At 65.4% G+C, this 13,267-nt stretch carries 13 protein-coding genes and 1 tRNA gene; 4 read left to right on the top strand and 10 right to left on the bottom strand.

Features of this window, described 5'->3' with window-relative positions; genetic code table 11:
* The first annotated feature begins 107 nt into the window (after positions 1 to 107).
* Entirely contained in the window at positions 108 to 1,355 is a 1,248-nt protein-coding gene (locus DKM43_RS12650) for a TIGR00341 family protein (protein WP_109798857.1), read from the top strand.
* A gap of 4 nt (positions 1,356 to 1,359) precedes the next feature.
* Here the strand turns inward: DKM43_RS12650 and DKM43_RS12645 are convergent, their stop codons facing one another.
* Genes DKM43_RS12645 through DKM43_RS12615 form a run of 7 tightly spaced genes read right to left on the bottom strand, consistent with a single transcriptional unit; the run spans position 1,360 to position 8,564 of the window.
* The gene (locus tag DKM43_RS12645) at positions 1,360 to 2,346 is read right to left on the bottom strand and encodes an RDD family protein (protein WP_236632569.1); all 987 of its coding nucleotides are present in this window, start codon (positions 2,344 to 2,346) and stop codon (positions 1,360 to 1,362) included.
* Positions 2,343 to 3,392: a stage II sporulation protein M gene (locus DKM43_RS12640; RefSeq protein WP_109798856.1), complete on the bottom strand. Its 1,050-nt coding sequence runs from the start codon at positions 3,390 to 3,392 to the stop codon at positions 2,343 to 2,345. The genes DKM43_RS12645 and DKM43_RS12640 overlap by 4 nt, the downstream gene beginning before the upstream one ends.
* Positions 3,389 to 4,708 (bottom strand): DUF58 domain-containing protein, encoded by a 1,320-nt coding sequence (locus DKM43_RS12635; RefSeq protein ID WP_109798855.1) that lies wholly within the window; start codon positions 4,706 to 4,708, stop codon positions 3,389 to 3,391. Before DKM43_RS12635 ends, DKM43_RS12640 begins: the two co-directional genes overlap by 4 nt.
* 5 nt (positions 4,709 to 4,713) lie before the next feature.
* Positions 4,714 to 5,691, bottom strand: coding sequence for an AAA family ATPase (locus DKM43_RS12630; RefSeq protein WP_109798854.1), 978 nt, complete (start codon positions 5,689 to 5,691; stop codon positions 4,714 to 4,716).
* The gene (locus tag DKM43_RS12625; protein WP_109798853.1) at positions 5,688 to 6,959 is read right to left on the bottom strand and encodes a hypothetical protein; all 1,272 of its coding nucleotides are present in this window, start codon (positions 6,957 to 6,959) and stop codon (positions 5,688 to 5,690) included. Before DKM43_RS12625 ends, DKM43_RS12630 begins: the two co-directional genes overlap by 4 nt.
* Positions 6,956 to 7,618 (bottom strand): DUF4129 domain-containing protein, encoded by a 663-nt coding sequence (locus DKM43_RS12620; protein WP_236632568.1) that lies wholly within the window; start codon positions 7,616 to 7,618, stop codon positions 6,956 to 6,958. The genes DKM43_RS12625 and DKM43_RS12620 overlap by 4 nt, the downstream gene beginning before the upstream one ends.
* Before the next feature lie 55 nt (positions 7,619 to 7,673).
* On the bottom strand, positions 7,674 to 8,564 hold the full coding sequence (locus tag DKM43_RS12615) for a prephenate dehydratase (RefSeq protein WP_109798852.1): 891 nt from the start codon (positions 8,562 to 8,564) through the stop codon (positions 7,674 to 7,676).
* A gap of 167 nt (positions 8,565 to 8,731) precedes the next feature.
* Between DKM43_RS12615 and DKM43_RS12610 the strand changes: the two genes are divergently transcribed.
* Entirely contained in the window at positions 8,732 to 9,358 is a 627-nt protein-coding gene (locus tag DKM43_RS12610) for a c-type cytochrome (protein ID WP_109798851.1), read from the top strand.
* Between the two features lie 70 nt (positions 9,359 to 9,428).
* On the opposite strand, the gene DKM43_RS12605 is transcribed toward DKM43_RS12610, so the two are convergent.
* Positions 9,429 to 10,097, bottom strand: a complete 669-nt coding sequence (locus DKM43_RS12605; protein ID WP_109798850.1) for an RlmE family RNA methyltransferase — start codon at positions 10,095 to 10,097, stop codon at positions 9,429 to 9,431.
* A gap of 13 nt (positions 10,098 to 10,110) precedes the next feature.
* Positions 10,111 to 11,520: a Ppx/GppA phosphatase family protein gene (locus DKM43_RS12600; RefSeq protein ID WP_109798864.1), complete on the bottom strand. Its 1,410-nt coding sequence runs from the start codon at positions 11,518 to 11,520 to the stop codon at positions 10,111 to 10,113.
* Between the two features lie 161 nt (positions 11,521 to 11,681).
* On the opposite strand from DKM43_RS12600, the gene DKM43_RS12595 reads away from it, so the two are divergent.
* Positions 11,682 to 11,755, top strand: a tRNA-Gln gene (locus DKM43_RS12595).
* A 334-nt stretch (positions 11,756 to 12,089) separates the two neighbouring features.
* Positions 12,090 to 12,587, top strand: coding sequence for a hypothetical protein (locus DKM43_RS12590; RefSeq protein ID WP_109798849.1), 498 nt, complete (start codon positions 12,090 to 12,092; stop codon positions 12,585 to 12,587).
* Positions 12,588 to 12,632: 45 nt separating this feature from the next.
* On the opposite strand, the gene DKM43_RS16390 is transcribed toward DKM43_RS12590, so the two are convergent.
* Positions 12,633 to 13,070 (bottom strand): hypothetical protein, encoded by a 438-nt coding sequence (locus DKM43_RS16390; protein WP_145960523.1) that lies wholly within the window; start codon positions 13,068 to 13,070, stop codon positions 12,633 to 12,635.
* Positions 13,071 to 13,267 lie beyond the last annotated feature (197 nt).

The raw sequence follows: 13,267 nt of genomic DNA, 5'->3' as shown, positions 1-13,267 counted from the left end.
CAAGGACGAAGACGCCCCCATCTTCCAGGTCGCAGACATCGGCCTCGTCGCAGACCTCTTCTCAGCCGTCCCGGAACTCACAGAAAAGCTGTGAGTTAAGGGCCGCAATGGCCACAAAAGCATCCGAAAAGCCTGAGGGCAGCGCGAACCGGCAAAGCCATGGCCGCGCTGCCCTTCTGGCATCAATCGCCCGTTCTTCGCGGCTGACGCCGACCTATCTCATGCTCGTGGCGCTGGCCACGGCGCTGGCCCACGTTGGCCTGCTGATGGATTCGCCGCCGGTCATCATCGGGGCGATGCTGATTTCCCCGCTGCTTGGCCCGATCATGGGTTTCGGCTTCGGCGTTGCCATCTTCGAACTGGCGCTGCTGCGCCGCGCCGCCAAGGCGCTGGGCGCGGGCATGGTGCTGGCCGTGGTGATCGCCATCGTTCTGACGTGGCTTTCCCCGATTCAGGACGTGACGCCCAGCATCCTTGCGCGCGTGCGGCCCAATCTGCTCGATCTGCTGGTGGCGGTGTTCGGCGGGATCGCGGGGGCCTATGCCACGGTGCGGCGCGAGGCGATCAGCCTTGTGGGCGTGGCCATTGCCACCGCGCTTGTGCCGCCGCTGGCCGTTGTGGGATTTTCCATCGCAACGCTGCGCTTCGACTATGCCTGGGGCGCCTTGCTGCTGTTCATCACCAATGCCACGGCCATTGCCCTGATGGCGACCGTTACCGCGCGCCTGCGCGGCTTTGGCACGCAGCTTTCGCCGCGCCAGAGCTGGGCGCAGACCATCGGCATTTTCGCCACGCTGGTGGCGCTGGCGATACCGCTGGGGCTGCGGCTTGCCGCCAATGTGACCGAGGCAAGAGCGCAATCGGCAATCACGCGCCAATTGCAGGAACTGGCCGGGTCTGGCGCGCGGATCGACCGGCTCGACACCAATCTTGCCGTTACCCCGGCCCAGATCGATGCAGTGGTCATGGCGCCGCGCTACAACGAGGGTTTGCAGGATCGCTTTGCCGACCGGGTGGAAGGGCTGCTGGGGCGCGAGGTGAACGTTAGGCTCGTGCAGATCCGCAGTGGCACGCCCGAAGCCGAAGATGCCCGCCGCGCGCTTGAAGATGCCATAGCCACCGAGCGCACGCGCAAGGAGGAAGTCACGCGCCTGCGCGCCACGCTCGCCCGCCTCGTCGAAGGGGATTCCGGCTCGGTGATGGTCGATGCAGAGCGGCGTTCTGCGCGGGTATTCTCAGCCGGTCCGCTGCCGCCCGCGACGCTGCCGGCACTTGAAATCGCCTTTCCGGGATGGTCGATAAGCTGGAGCGAAGCCACACCGCCAATGCCCGCGTCAACTGCCGCGGCGCCATAGGCAATCAGCCCGGAAGGGGTGGCCCGGCGCTGCTGTGCTTGTCGCTGCTGTGCTTGTCGCTGCTGTGCTTGTCGGCTTTGCGCCGGCCAAAGCGCATGCCGGTTTCAAGGCGCGCGCGAAGCTGGGCGTAATAGGCTTCAAGGAAGGCTCTTTCGTCACCGGAACCGCTGCTCCGGCCGATCTTGCGGCCGATTGCCTCGGCCACGTCCCTTATTGCCTCGGCCCGCTTGTCGCGCAGCACCCGTTCCAGCGCCTGCAATTCGTATTCCCCGTAAACGGCCAGTTCCGCCTCGGTGAAGCGATACCCTGAGCCCGCTTCGGTGGAGTGGCCGCCTGCCGCCTCGCTGATGGACAGGGCCTGTTGCAGGCGGGGTCTGGGCACTTCGATGACCCATGTGCCCGCGATCACGTCGCCGCAGCGCAGCCGGTCGCGGTTGAAGAAGGGGAAGAACGCGAAGATCCCGAACCACACCAGCCCCGCCAGCGCCGCAAGATCGGTGTCTTCGCCTTCAACGGCGGCCGTGATGAAAAACAGCAGCGGCAGGAACAGTTCGATGTCGCGCACCAGATTGCGTGCGATCACCGCCTCGGTGGTCAGTTGTCCGCCGCCTGCACCCCGTGCGCGCGCCGCCACACGGATGCCGCAGATGCGTTTGCCGGGCGTTGCCCCGCGCGGGCCAAGCTCGAAGAACAGGAACCATGCGTTGCGGAACAGGAAGAGCGCCACGATCCATACCACCGCGATGGCTTCTGCCGCGCGTCCGGCAGGGCTGCCGCCGCCGGTGATGTTCAGGCCGATCCCGTCTGCCAGCTTTGCCAGGATCAGGGTTGCGCCGACCATGGCGCCAACGATCATGGCCAGATCGATGAACAGGGCAGCAGCCCGCGCGCCGCGCGATGCAAGCGTGAAATGCAGCGGCACGCCTTCGGGCGAAACGATCACGCGCTGCCGGGTGCTGGCGGGGCTGCGGCTGATCGATGGAGCCATCATTTGCCGCTGCGCCGGAAGGCAAAGAAATAGGCGCACCACAGCACCAGCATCGATCCCCCCACGCCAAGGCGCGATGGCGTTGAATCGACCAGTTGCCGGGCAAAGCCTTCGAGCACAGCGGCCATGACCAGCATCAGCACGACACCGGCCATGACCTGGGCCGAGCGTCGCCCGGCGGCAGCTGCGGCATCCAGCACGGCCATGGTGCCGGGAAAGGCCATGGCGCGGCCGATGTGAAGGCCCGCAGCGCCTGCCAGAAGGATGGCGAAGAGTTCGGTCGTGCCGTGGATGGAAAGCCAGCCGATGAGGTCAAGCAGCAGCCCCTGCCCATGATAGAGCCACAGCAGCGCGCCCAGCAGCGCGGTATTGTGGACCAGCAGCAGCATTGTGGGCAGGCCGAAGGCAAAGCCCAGGGCAAAGCACAGGATCGAGACCTGCGCGTTGTTGCTGAACAGGCTGGCGGCAAACACGCCCATCCCGCCCTGATCCTGATTGCCGAAAAGCGTGCGTTCGAGCACCGCGCGGCTGGCACCGGGCACACGCTCATCGGCAAAGCTGCCGGGCACGAGGGCATAATACCATTCCGGGTTTGCCGCGACGAGCAGCCAGCCAGCCGCCGTGCCCGCAACCATCAGCGCCAGCGCGATGAGCAGTTCGGTGCCCATGGCGCGCACGCTTGCGCTCAACCCGCCGCCGATGAAGCCCTTGAACCATGACCACAAGGATGCGCGCGGCCCATAGACGAGCAGCCAGGCCCGCTGCGTCAGGGCTTCGAGATAGGCGATCAGGGCTGCATCGAGCGAGGTTTCGCGGGCAATGGCCAGACTGGATGCAGCAGTGCGATAGAGCGCGGGCAGGGCAAGCAGGTCCGCATCCGACAGGCGCCGGGTGCGCCCGGCCTCCATGTGCTGGACGATGGCTTCGAGCCGCTTCCAGTCCGCCTCGCGTTCAAGCCGGAACCGGTCGGATCGCAGCCCCGCCTGTTCAGAGGGGCGGGCAAACCAGCCGCCGATCCGCGCGGCAAGGGTGAGGGGCGGGGCGCTCATCCGATGCTTCCCCGACGCTTGATGGCCAGATAGCTGTCGAGCAGCCGCGTGCCGATCTGGTCGTGCCGGGCCTCAAGCACGCGCACCCCCAGATGGCGCAGGCGTTGCAGCACAAGCGCGCGTTCGCGCATCAGGGTGCTGGCCGTGACGGCCTCTGCCGCCGCCTGGAGGCTGGTGGCCGGTGCCGCTGCGATGGCGCCCAGTTCCGCATCGTGCATCACCACGAAGAGCACCAGATGCCGTTCCATCAGTCTGCCCACGTTCTCGACCATCAGTTCGGCGCTGGTCGGATCGGTGAAATCGGAAAAGAGCACGATCAGCGAGCGGCGCTGGAGCCGCGCGGCAAGCGTGGAAAACCCAAGCGTGAAGTTCGCCTCGCCGTGATGATAGTCAAGGCCGGCTGCGGCGCGTTGCAGGCGAAAGAAATCGCGGCTTGAGCCAACGAAGGGCGTTGCCACTTCGGGCCTTGCAGCAAAGCCGAACAGCGCAACCCTGTCATGGGCCTTGAGTGCAACATAGGCGGTGGTGAGCGCGGCCGTCACCGCGCGGTCGATGCGGGGCAGGCCCTCGATCGGCTCGCACATCGCCTGCCCGCAATCGAAGGCGAAGACGATCTGGTTGTTGCGCTCGACTTCGTATTCCTTTGCATAGAGCCGGGCATGGCGGGCCGAGCTTTTCCAGTCTATCCGCCGCCGATCCATGCCGGGTTCGTATTCTGCCAGCGCTTCGAACTGGGTGCCCTCGCCGCGAATGCGCCGGGCGATCAGCCCGAACTGGGCATCGCGCAGGAAGATCTGGAGCGCCGGGCTGCGCACGGGCGCGATATTGGGCCAGACCCGCACCGCAAGATCAAGCAGGCGGCTGGTTTGCCGGTGGGCAAGACCAAGTGGCCCGGACCAGCGCAGCCATACGCGGGCAATCGTGCCGGTGCCCCGCCGCAGCGGGACCAGATCGGCGGTGCCGCTCCATGCCCCGTCGGCAAAGACCAGCGGCAAGGCCACGCGGCCGCCGGCGGCAAGGCGCGGATCGCATTCCAGCGCGGCCCTTGCGACCGTGCGGGAAGTGCCCCGTGTCAGATCGGCCAGTATGACAAGCCGTGCCGCTTCGCCCACTTCGGCATCGCCCGGCGCGATCACGCGCAGGTTCTCCGCCGGTCCTGCAAACAGGCCATCCAGCACGATCAGCACCAGCAGCGCCGCGCCCATGGCGGGCGCTGCGATCCATGCGCCGGGCACCGCCGCAGCCAAAATCAACGCTGCCGGTGCAAGGCCGGCAAGCAGCAGCACCGCGCGTCTGCTGGGCAGCAGGGCGGGCATCCGGTTCAACGCGGGGCGTCCGTCGCTTCGATCAGGGTGCCAACAATCGTCTCGATCTGGCGGCCTTCGATCTCGGCGGCAGGGCTGAGCATGAGGCGATGCCGCAAGGTTGGCGTGGCCATTGCCTTGACATCGTCGGGAATGACGTAGTCCCGGCCATCGAGCGCCGCCCGCGCCCGCGCGGCTCCTGCCAGCAGCATGGCCGCGCGCGGGCTGGCCCCCACCACCAGATCGGCGCTTTCGCGCGTGGCGCGCACCAGCCGCACCACATAATCGACCACGGCATCGGCCATTGTAACGCCCGCGACTGCCCGCTGCGCGGCTGCCAGCATGGCCGCATCCGCCACGGCCCGCACCCCCAGATCGGTTGGCCTTGGCGCACCGCGTCCCTCGCCATAACGGACCACGATGCGCGCTTCCTCCTCGGCCGAAGGGTAATCGACCAGAAGTTTGAACAGGAAGCGGTCAAGCTGGGCTTCGGGCAGGGGATAGACGCCCTGGCTTTCGATGGGGTTCTGCGTTGCCACCACCATGAAGCGTTCGGACAGGGGATGCACCGCTCCATCAAGCGTGACGCGGCGTTCCTGCATGGCTTCAAGCAGGGCGGCCTGCGTCTTGGGCGGCGTGCGGTTGATCTCGTCAGCCAGCAGCAGTTCGTGGAAGATCGGGCCGCGTGTGAGGGTGAACTGGCTGGTCTGGAAGTTGAACAGGTTGGCCCCCAGAACATCGCCCGGCATCAGATCGGGCGTGAACTGGATCCGTCCGAAATCGAGGCCGAGGCTGGTGGCGAAAGACTGGGCGAGAAAGGTCTTGGCCGTGCCGGGCGGTCCTTCAAGCAGGACATGGCCGCCTGCCAGAAGGGCAACCAGCAGGTGATCGACTATCGCGTTCTGCCCGACCACCGCCTTGCCCACTTCGGCGCGGATCGCATCGGCCAGCGCGTGCAGTTCTGCCAGTGTCGCGGGGGGTGTTTCGACGGTCACTTCAGGTGCCTTTCCATCTGCTGGAGGGCGAGCGCCCGCCGCGTTATCTCGTGGGGGTTGCGTGCGCCGCGCAGCGCTGCGGCCGTTGCCGAAAAGCTGCCACCCTGCCAGCCATGGCGAAGCAGCGCGGCATCGATCAGGCGCTCGGTCTCCTGCGCCGACGGCACTTTGGGCAGCCCCAGCAGCAGGGCCAGCCGGTCGCGCATGGCATCGGCATAGGGGCGGCCGACCAGATGCAACCGGCCCGTGCGACGAATGAGACCGGCACTGGAGGCAACCAGCGCCGCCTTGCCGCTGGCGATTTCCGCTTCCGGCACCAGAGCAGGGCCGAACCGGTTGAGTGCGCGCCACGCCACCGCCAGTGCCGCCAGCAGCAGGCACAGCGTGGCCGCAAGGAACGGCGGCTCGAACGCCAGCGTCAGCAGGTTTCGCCTTGCGCCAAAGCCGTTGAAGGTCATGTCGAAGGCAATTGCGCGGGTGCGGTCTCCGGCGGCGGCCAGCACCAGATCACGCGCGAGCATGGCCGTGCCCCGGTCGGCCAGCCCCCAGTTGTCGAGAAGGTCCGGCTCGAACACCAGCACGACCGGGTAAGGTTCGCCAATTTCCTCTCCTCGGCCGGGATTGAGCCCGGCAAGCGCGGGATAGCGGCCGCCATCATCAAGCCATGCCGCCAGCACCTTGCCGCTGCCTGTGCGAACGATGGGGACAAGCCCATTGCCCGATCCGCTTTCGACCTGCCGGTCATCGGGCAGCCTGCCGCGCCTTGTTCCTGCGCGCCAGCCATCGGCGGGCGGGGATGTGCCATTGCCGATCTCCACGCTCACGCTGTCGGCAAAGCCCTGCCACCGGGGCGCTGCTGTTCCGGCAAGCTGCGTCCATCCGCGCTTTGCCTTGGCCGCGTTGAGCGGCACGGCAAACCATTTGGGCGCAACGACAAGGGTCGGCCCGGTCAGGCGCCGCGCCTCCACCAGCTTGGCGATGTCGGCGCCGTCGGCCCCCGGCGGCGGGGTGAGGATGAGGAGACCGGCAAATCCTTCTGCCGCCTGCCGGTTGCGCAGGCGCTGCACCGCCAGACCTTCGTTTTCCAGCATGCGGGCAAGCCCGGCAAAGCCGTTAAGCCCCTTGCCGCCGACATGTCCGCCGCCGTCATTGCCGCTGCCGCCGCTGTCGGTGCCCAGCATCCACAGCACTGCCACGAAGGCAAGCGCCCCTGCCAGCAGGATGCCGATCACGGTCCCGCGCGAAAAGGGGGCTGGCGCTGCGCTCATCGGGGCAGGTCCAGCGGCACTTGCGCGAAGCTGGCATAGGCGGCGCGGGCGGCTTGCCAGTCTTCGGCATCGAGCGGGCGAAGGGCATAGCGCGCGCGTTCAACCAGCCCGGCAATCGTGGCAAAGGCGGTGCGTGCGCCATCCGGAAGGCCGTTCAGCGCGCCGATCTCGCGCGCGGTGCTGGCCGGGCTGAGCCAGTCGGGCCGGGCGCTGGCAATCTGCCCCACGCTGCGCCGCAAAAGCAGGTGCGCGGCTTCGGCAAACAAGCCTTGCGCGGCCAGCCGGTCGGCATCTTCGAGCAAGGCGACGGCTTCTACGTGCGCAGGTGGTGCGTTGGGCGCGGAGGCGGCGCGGCGGGCCTTGCGTGCCTTCCACAGCGGCCAGACCAGCATCCAGACCAGCCAGACAAGCGCCAGTGCCGCCGCCACAAGCAGCAGCCTTTCGATCAGGCTCCAGCTTTCCCCCAGAACGCGGCCCAGCGGCGAAAGCAGCCACTCCAGAAACTCGCCCAGCGACTTGAGCCAGGGAGAGGGGTCGCGCGGGGGATCAGGGGCAAGCGGGGCAAACTGGATATCGCCGGCTTCGCGCATTGCCCGCCACGCGGCATCTGCCGCCGCAGCCTCATCGCCTGCCGAAGTTGCCGCCTGCGGTGCCGTCACGCTCGCAACCTTGCACGGCTCCGGCAGGCGGGCAAGTGCTGTTGCATCCGGGGCGCTATCCCCTGATTCGCTCCATCGGATAGGTGCCGAGCATGCGCAGATCCTTGGCGAAGAAGCCCAGTTCCTCGAAGGCCAGATCCACCGCACGCTCGCCCGGCGCGCCCACGATATCGGCATAGAAGGCCGTGGCGGCAAAGCTTGCGCCGCGCTGGTAGCTTTCCAGCTTTGTCATGTTGACGCCGTTGGTGGCAAAGCCGCCCAGCGCCTTGTAGAGCGCGGCGGGAATGTTGCGCACCTCGAAGACAAACGTCGTCATCGCCGGGCCGCTGATGGTGGCCGGATCGCGCGGGGTTCTTGAAAGGATCACGAAGCGCGTGGTGTTGTCGTGCGCGTCCTCGACGTTGTCCTCGATCACCTTCAGGCCGTAAAGTTCGGCCGCGATGCGCGGGGCAAGCGCCGCCACTTGCGGATCGCCCAGTTCGGCGACATAGGCCGCCGCTCCTGCCGTATCGGCATGGCTCATCGGCACGATCCCGCGCTCGCGCAGATAGAAGCGCGATTGGCCAAGGGCCTGCGGATGGCTGTAGGCTGCGGTGAAGGGGCCATCGCCCAGCGCCATAAGGGCGGCGTGAATCTCCAGAAAATGCTCGCCCACGATGGACAGACCGCTTTCCGGCAGCAGGAAGTGGATGTCGGCCACGCGCCCGTGCTGCGAGTTTTCGATCGGAATGATCGCGCATCCGGCGCGGCCTTCCTTGACCGCATCGAGCGCATCCTCGAACGAGAAGCAGGGCAGCGGCAGGCATCCCGGCAAGGCTTCCATCGCCGCGCGGTGCGAATTGGCCCCCGGCGCGCCCTGAAACGCAACCGCCCGCGCCGGATCGGCAGCGGCCTCGGCAGCCATCTTCTCGACAAGGGCAAGGGCGGGGGCGGGGTAGCTTTGCATGGTCTGCGCGCGTTAGGCTGCTCGGTGCTTGCGGGCAAGTGACAAGACTTTTTTGTGGGCTTTTTGGGTGTCAAATCATCTTGCGCTGCGGCATGGCGCTGACTAGAGCGTGCCCGAACTCGCGCGGGTGCTGGCATTGGGTCGGCGTGCGCCAATGGGGCTCTTAAATGGACGATCGTTTCAATACCATCGCCGGATGGACCTTGTTCGGAGGCATCGTGGCTCTGGGCCTGTCCAGTCTTTCCGGTCACTACTTCCTTGCCGACAAGGCGCATCGCCCCGAAAAGATGGGATACCCGATCGAAGGCGTCGAGGAAGAAGCCGCCGCGGGCGGTGAAGCCGAACTTCCGCTGCCCAACCTTCTGGCCGCCGGTGATGTTGCCAAGGGCGAAGCCGTGTTTGCCAAGTGCAAGGCCTGCCATACCGGCAACGAAGGCGGCGCCAACGGCATCGGTCCCAACCTCTGGGGCATTCTCGGCAAGCCCATCGGCAAGCACGCGGCCGGTTTTGCCTATTCTGCCGATCTCGCCGGCAAGGGCGGAAACTGGGACTTTGCCACCATGAACGAGTGGCTCAAGAACCCCAAGGCATTCGCCGCCGGAACCAAGATGTCGTTTGCCGGTCTCGCCAAGGCCGAAGACCGTGCCAACGTGATCCTCTATCTCAACTCGCTCGGCTCGAACCTGCCGCTGCCTGCTGCGGAAGCCGCGCCTGCGGCGGCCGCTCCGGCCGATGCCGCAGCCGAAGGCGCCGCTGCCAGCGAAGCCGCCGCGGAAGTCCCCGCCGCCGGTTGATCGGGGACCGCACGAAACATCGAAAGGGCGTCCGAACCAGCTTCGGGCGCCCTTTTCGCGTTATGCCGGTTCAGCTGGCCCGACCCTTGAACCCCTGCGCAATGACATACCACTCGGACGAATCCTTGCGGCTGGCGGGGGGCTTGGCGTGCTTCACGGTGGCGAAGTTCTTCTTGAGGATGGCCAGCAGTTCCGCATCCGTCCCGCCTGCAAAGACCTTGGCCACGAAGGCGCCGCCCGGCGCCAGCGTGTTGACAGCAAAGTCCACCGCTGTCTCCACCAGGCCCATCGTGCGCAGGTGATCGGTCTGCTTGTGCCCGACGGTATTGGCGGCCATGTCGGAAATGACCAGATCGGGCGGACCGTCGAGCGCGTCCTGCAGGGCTTGCGGGGCTTCGTCGGCCATGAAGTCCATCTGGAAGATGGTCACGCCCTCGATCGGTTCAGTCGGCAGCAGATCGATTCCCACGATCTTTGCGGCGGGGGATTTTCGGCGCACCACTTGGCTCCACCCGCCCGGCGCGATGCCAAGGTCAACCACCCGCCTTGCTCCCTTGAGCAGGCCGAACTTCTCGTCGAGTTCGAGGAGCTTGAATGCCGCGCGACTACGCCAGCCTTCGGCCTTGGCCTGCTTGACGTAGGGGTCGTTGAGCTGGCGTGAAAGCCAGCGGACCGAGGATGCCGAACGTCCCTTGGCGCTTTTCAGGCGCGCGTCGGGGTTCTTGCCCGAACGGCTCATGCTGTTTCCCGCTTCATGCTGCTTCCGTTCGGTTCGTTGTCGGGCCTTGGGGGCGTCTGGGCGCGCGCGGGTCGGCACCGATGGACATGAGACTGCGCAGGATGCCCTCGCGGATTCCCCGATCGGCAATGCCGAGACGGCGCGCAGGCCAGATGTCGAGAATCGATTCGAGGATCGCGCAGCCCGCCACCACCAGATCGGAACGCTCCCGCCCGATGCAGGGCAGGGCCACGCGCTCGGCCGGGCTCATGGCGGAAAGTCGCCTGCTGATGTCGCGCATCGCCTCGGCCGGAACCACCAGTCCGTCGACCGCACGCCTGTCATACTGGGGCAGGGCAAGATGCAGGCTGGCCAGCGTCGTCACCGTGCCACTGGTCCCCAGCAGACGGATGCCACCGCCATCGCCGGTGGCGCTGCCTCTGAGCGGCGTGACCCTTTGCGCGAACTCGGCGAAACCTTCGTCCACCCGGCGGCGCATTTCGGCATAGGCGGCCGCACGCGCGGCCGGATCATCCGCGATCGGGCCTATGCTTTCAGTAAGCGATACCACGCCCCATGGCACCGATTGCCAGTCAAGGATGCGCGGCACGGTCTCGCCGGTTTCCACCAGCACCATCTCGGTCGATCCGCCGCCGATGTCGAAGATCATGGCCGGGCCGCTGCCCTGCTCCAGCAGGATATGGCAGCCCAGAACGGCAAGCCGCGCCTCTTCCTGCGCGGTGATGATGTTCAGGTGAATGCCGGTTTCGGCCAGAACCCGGTCGATGAAGGCCTGTCCGTTGCTGGCCCGGCGGCAGGCCTCGGTCGCAACCGAGCGGGCAAGGTGGACATTGCGCTTGCGCAGCTTGTCGGCGCATACGTGCAGCGCGGCCAGCGCCCTGTCCATGGCGGCATCGGAAAGCCGCCCCGTCTGCGCCAGACCTTCGCCCAGCCGCACCACACGGCTGAACGCATCGATCACGGTGAAGTGCTCGCCCGAAGGCCGCGCGATCAGCAACCGGCAATTGTTGGTGCCCAGATCGATCGCGGCATAGGCCTGGCGATGGCCTGTTCCGCTGCGGCTTTGCGCAGGCCAGCCCGCTGCATGATCCGAAAGGGAGGGGCGCCCTGAAAGCGGGGCACTCTCGGCAGGAGCCGGACGTTCGCTAAAAGCCGGTTTGCCCGGCGCGCTTGCTTCAGGCCCTGTTCCGGCCCGCGCAGAAGCCCTGCCCCTTGGGGTATTGCCTGCCGTATTCTTGCCGCCACTTCCCGATGGAGGCGGCACGGCCTTGCCGACCAGCTCTGGAGGGGGGCTGTTGCTCCTGACCTTGCCACGCGGCTTGCGAGGCTTCTTGCGCTGCCCCTTCTTGCTGCCGAATCGTGTGCCGTGCCGGCCATCATGCCCACTGCTTTGCCCAGTGGCCGGCGGAATGGAACCCGCCATGGTATCATATTCGCTTATGTTTTCCCGCACAGCCTGATGCCGCCGGGTACTTGCCCGCAATGCTAGCGACGCAACGCTCCGCCCGCAAGGCCGGGAACCCAAAAATGCCGCTTCACCCGCTTGACTCAGGCCGACCTGCCGCCTAGTTGCGCACCCCACACTGCCCCGTCGTCTAATGGCAAGACTACGGATTCTGATTCCGTCTATCGAGGTTCGAATCCTCGCGGGGCATCCATTTACCTACATCTAACGCCTTGAATTCCATCTACTTTCTAGGTGGCCGGTGAGATGTGTTCCCACATTCGTTCCCACGTTGCGGTTTTGCTACATGGCTGCGCCCGCTGCCTCTCCCTTAGGTGTGAAGCGCACGCAGAGGACTGATTCGCTCTGAAATGGCGTCAGATGACTCGGGATAGCCAGACCCAATGGCAAAAGACTCCCACCCCCACCGGGTGGGACCACAGCCCTTACACCCCCGGGTGGTCTCTTGCCTTTCCCGTTCACCGCAAGCCCTACTTGGGAAAGCTGGGAAGCTGGCATGATGCGACAACAGATGGTATTATAATACCATGGCCACACCTGCTTGCAGTATCTGCCAACGCTCTGACCTGACCGCGATTGACGCGGCATTATCGGCTGGCGGCACACTCATTCCCACCTCGGCGCATTTCGGCGTTAGCAAGTCCGCCCTCGGGCGGCACCGGGCCAATTGCCTCGCCCCCAAGCTGAAGGCAGCAGCGAAGGTGGTGGAACCCATCCGTGAAAGCCGTGCGCCGGTTCAGCGGGCCAAAGCGATTCTGACGGGTGAAATGCCAAGCGCAGCGGAGGTGTTGACGCTGACCGGCTTGCTGGATCGGCTGGGCAGGTCGTTGGATCGACTGGAAGGTGCTGCGGACGCAGCTGCAACCGATAACCTGCACTCGGCACTGGCGGCGGTTAGCGGCCAACTTCATCGGGGGGTGGAGGCAGCAGCGAAGTTGCAGGGCCTCTACGCCGAACCGGAGACGCAGCAACAGGCCAAGTTCAGCGTAAATATCGTAATACCCTCACCCACAAGCGAGCGTTGACGACAGAACACCTCAGCCGCTGAACACGTGCCGGCCTTGTTCTGCTCATTGTCCAAGACCTCTTTTCAGTAGGAGGTATCTAGATTCCGGCTGGACGGTCTTATCCGTATAACAGCTTCCGGTAGGCGCATACTCAAGGACTTTTCCGTCCTTAATGTAGAATATGTTGTTACAGCTTATGGTTCCGGAGCTGCACCGCGAGAACGCTGATGCGTTGACATATCCGCCACCGCCATATGCATTTCCGCTCCCGTAGCAGCTAGCATAATCTCCTGAATTTATATAATTTCTAATTTCAACGCCGCCATCAGTCAGAGTCTTTACCAACTTCATAGTGATAAAAAGAGAGTGAGTATCTAGGGCCTCGACGGGAACACCTTTCCAGCTATCTAAATCGACTTGCCTAACCGTAGCGCAAGCAGAAAGCGCAGATATTGAAGCCATCAGCAACATAGCAGTCGGTTTTTTCAACTTGTTGGTCATATTCCCCCCTTTTCCGGATCAACCCCGCCATTGAGCGATTTCGCCGCCGATGGTTCGTTTGGCCTACGATCCCAACGTACGCAAGAGGGAGGCAAACGCAAGGTGGTTCTGTCGGTTTTGTCACCTGTATTGGGCGCAGGGGGTGTTATGTGGAGGCGATCCAGATGTGTAGAAAACACATATAGAACACCCTGACA

Origin of the sequence: Novosphingobium meiothermophilum (assembly GCF_003171715.1) — a bacterium.
Classification (GTDB): Bacteria; Pseudomonadota; Alphaproteobacteria; order Sphingomonadales; family Sphingomonadaceae; genus Novosphingobium; species Novosphingobium meiothermophilum.
Note: the sequence above shows the minus strand (reverse complement) of the source record. Positions and strands in the feature narration are given on the sequence as shown.

Coding starts and splice junctions, on each gene's coding strand:
- DKM43_RS16390 (WP_145960523.1), bottom strand. CDS start 13,070: ATGACCAACAAGTTGAAAAAACCGACTGCTATGTTGCTGATGGCTTCA.
- DKM43_RS12590 (WP_109798849.1), top strand. CDS start 12,090: ATGGCCACACCTGCTTGCAGTATCTGCCAACGCTCTGACCTGACCGCG.
- DKM43_RS12635 (WP_109798855.1), bottom strand. CDS start 4,708: ATGCCCGCCCTGCTGCCCAGCAGACGCGCGGTGCTGCTGCTTGCCGGC.
- DKM43_RS12610 (WP_109798851.1), top strand. CDS start 8,732: ATGGACGATCGTTTCAATACCATCGCCGGATGGACCTTGTTCGGAGGC.
- DKM43_RS12605 (WP_109798850.1), bottom strand. CDS start 10,097: ATGAGCCGTTCGGGCAAGAACCCCGACGCGCGCCTGAAAAGCGCCAAG.
- DKM43_RS12640 (WP_109798856.1), bottom strand. CDS start 3,392: ATGAGCGCCCCGCCCCTCACCCTTGCCGCGCGGATCGGCGGCTGGTTT.
- DKM43_RS12650 (WP_109798857.1), top strand. CDS start 108: ATGGCCACAAAAGCATCCGAAAAGCCTGAGGGCAGCGCGAACCGGCAA.
- DKM43_RS12625 (WP_109798853.1), bottom strand. CDS start 6,959: ATGAGCGCAGCGCCAGCCCCCTTTTCGCGCGGGACCGTGATCGGCATC.
- DKM43_RS12645 (WP_236632569.1), bottom strand. CDS start 2,346: ATGATGGCTCCATCGATCAGCCGCAGCCCCGCCAGCACCCGGCAGCGC.
- DKM43_RS12615 (WP_109798852.1), bottom strand. CDS start 8,564: ATGCAAAGCTACCCCGCCCCCGCCCTTGCCCTTGTCGAGAAGATGGCT.
- DKM43_RS12600 (WP_109798864.1), bottom strand. CDS start 11,520: ATGGCGGGTTCCATTCCGCCGGCCACTGGGCAAAGCAGTGGGCATGAT.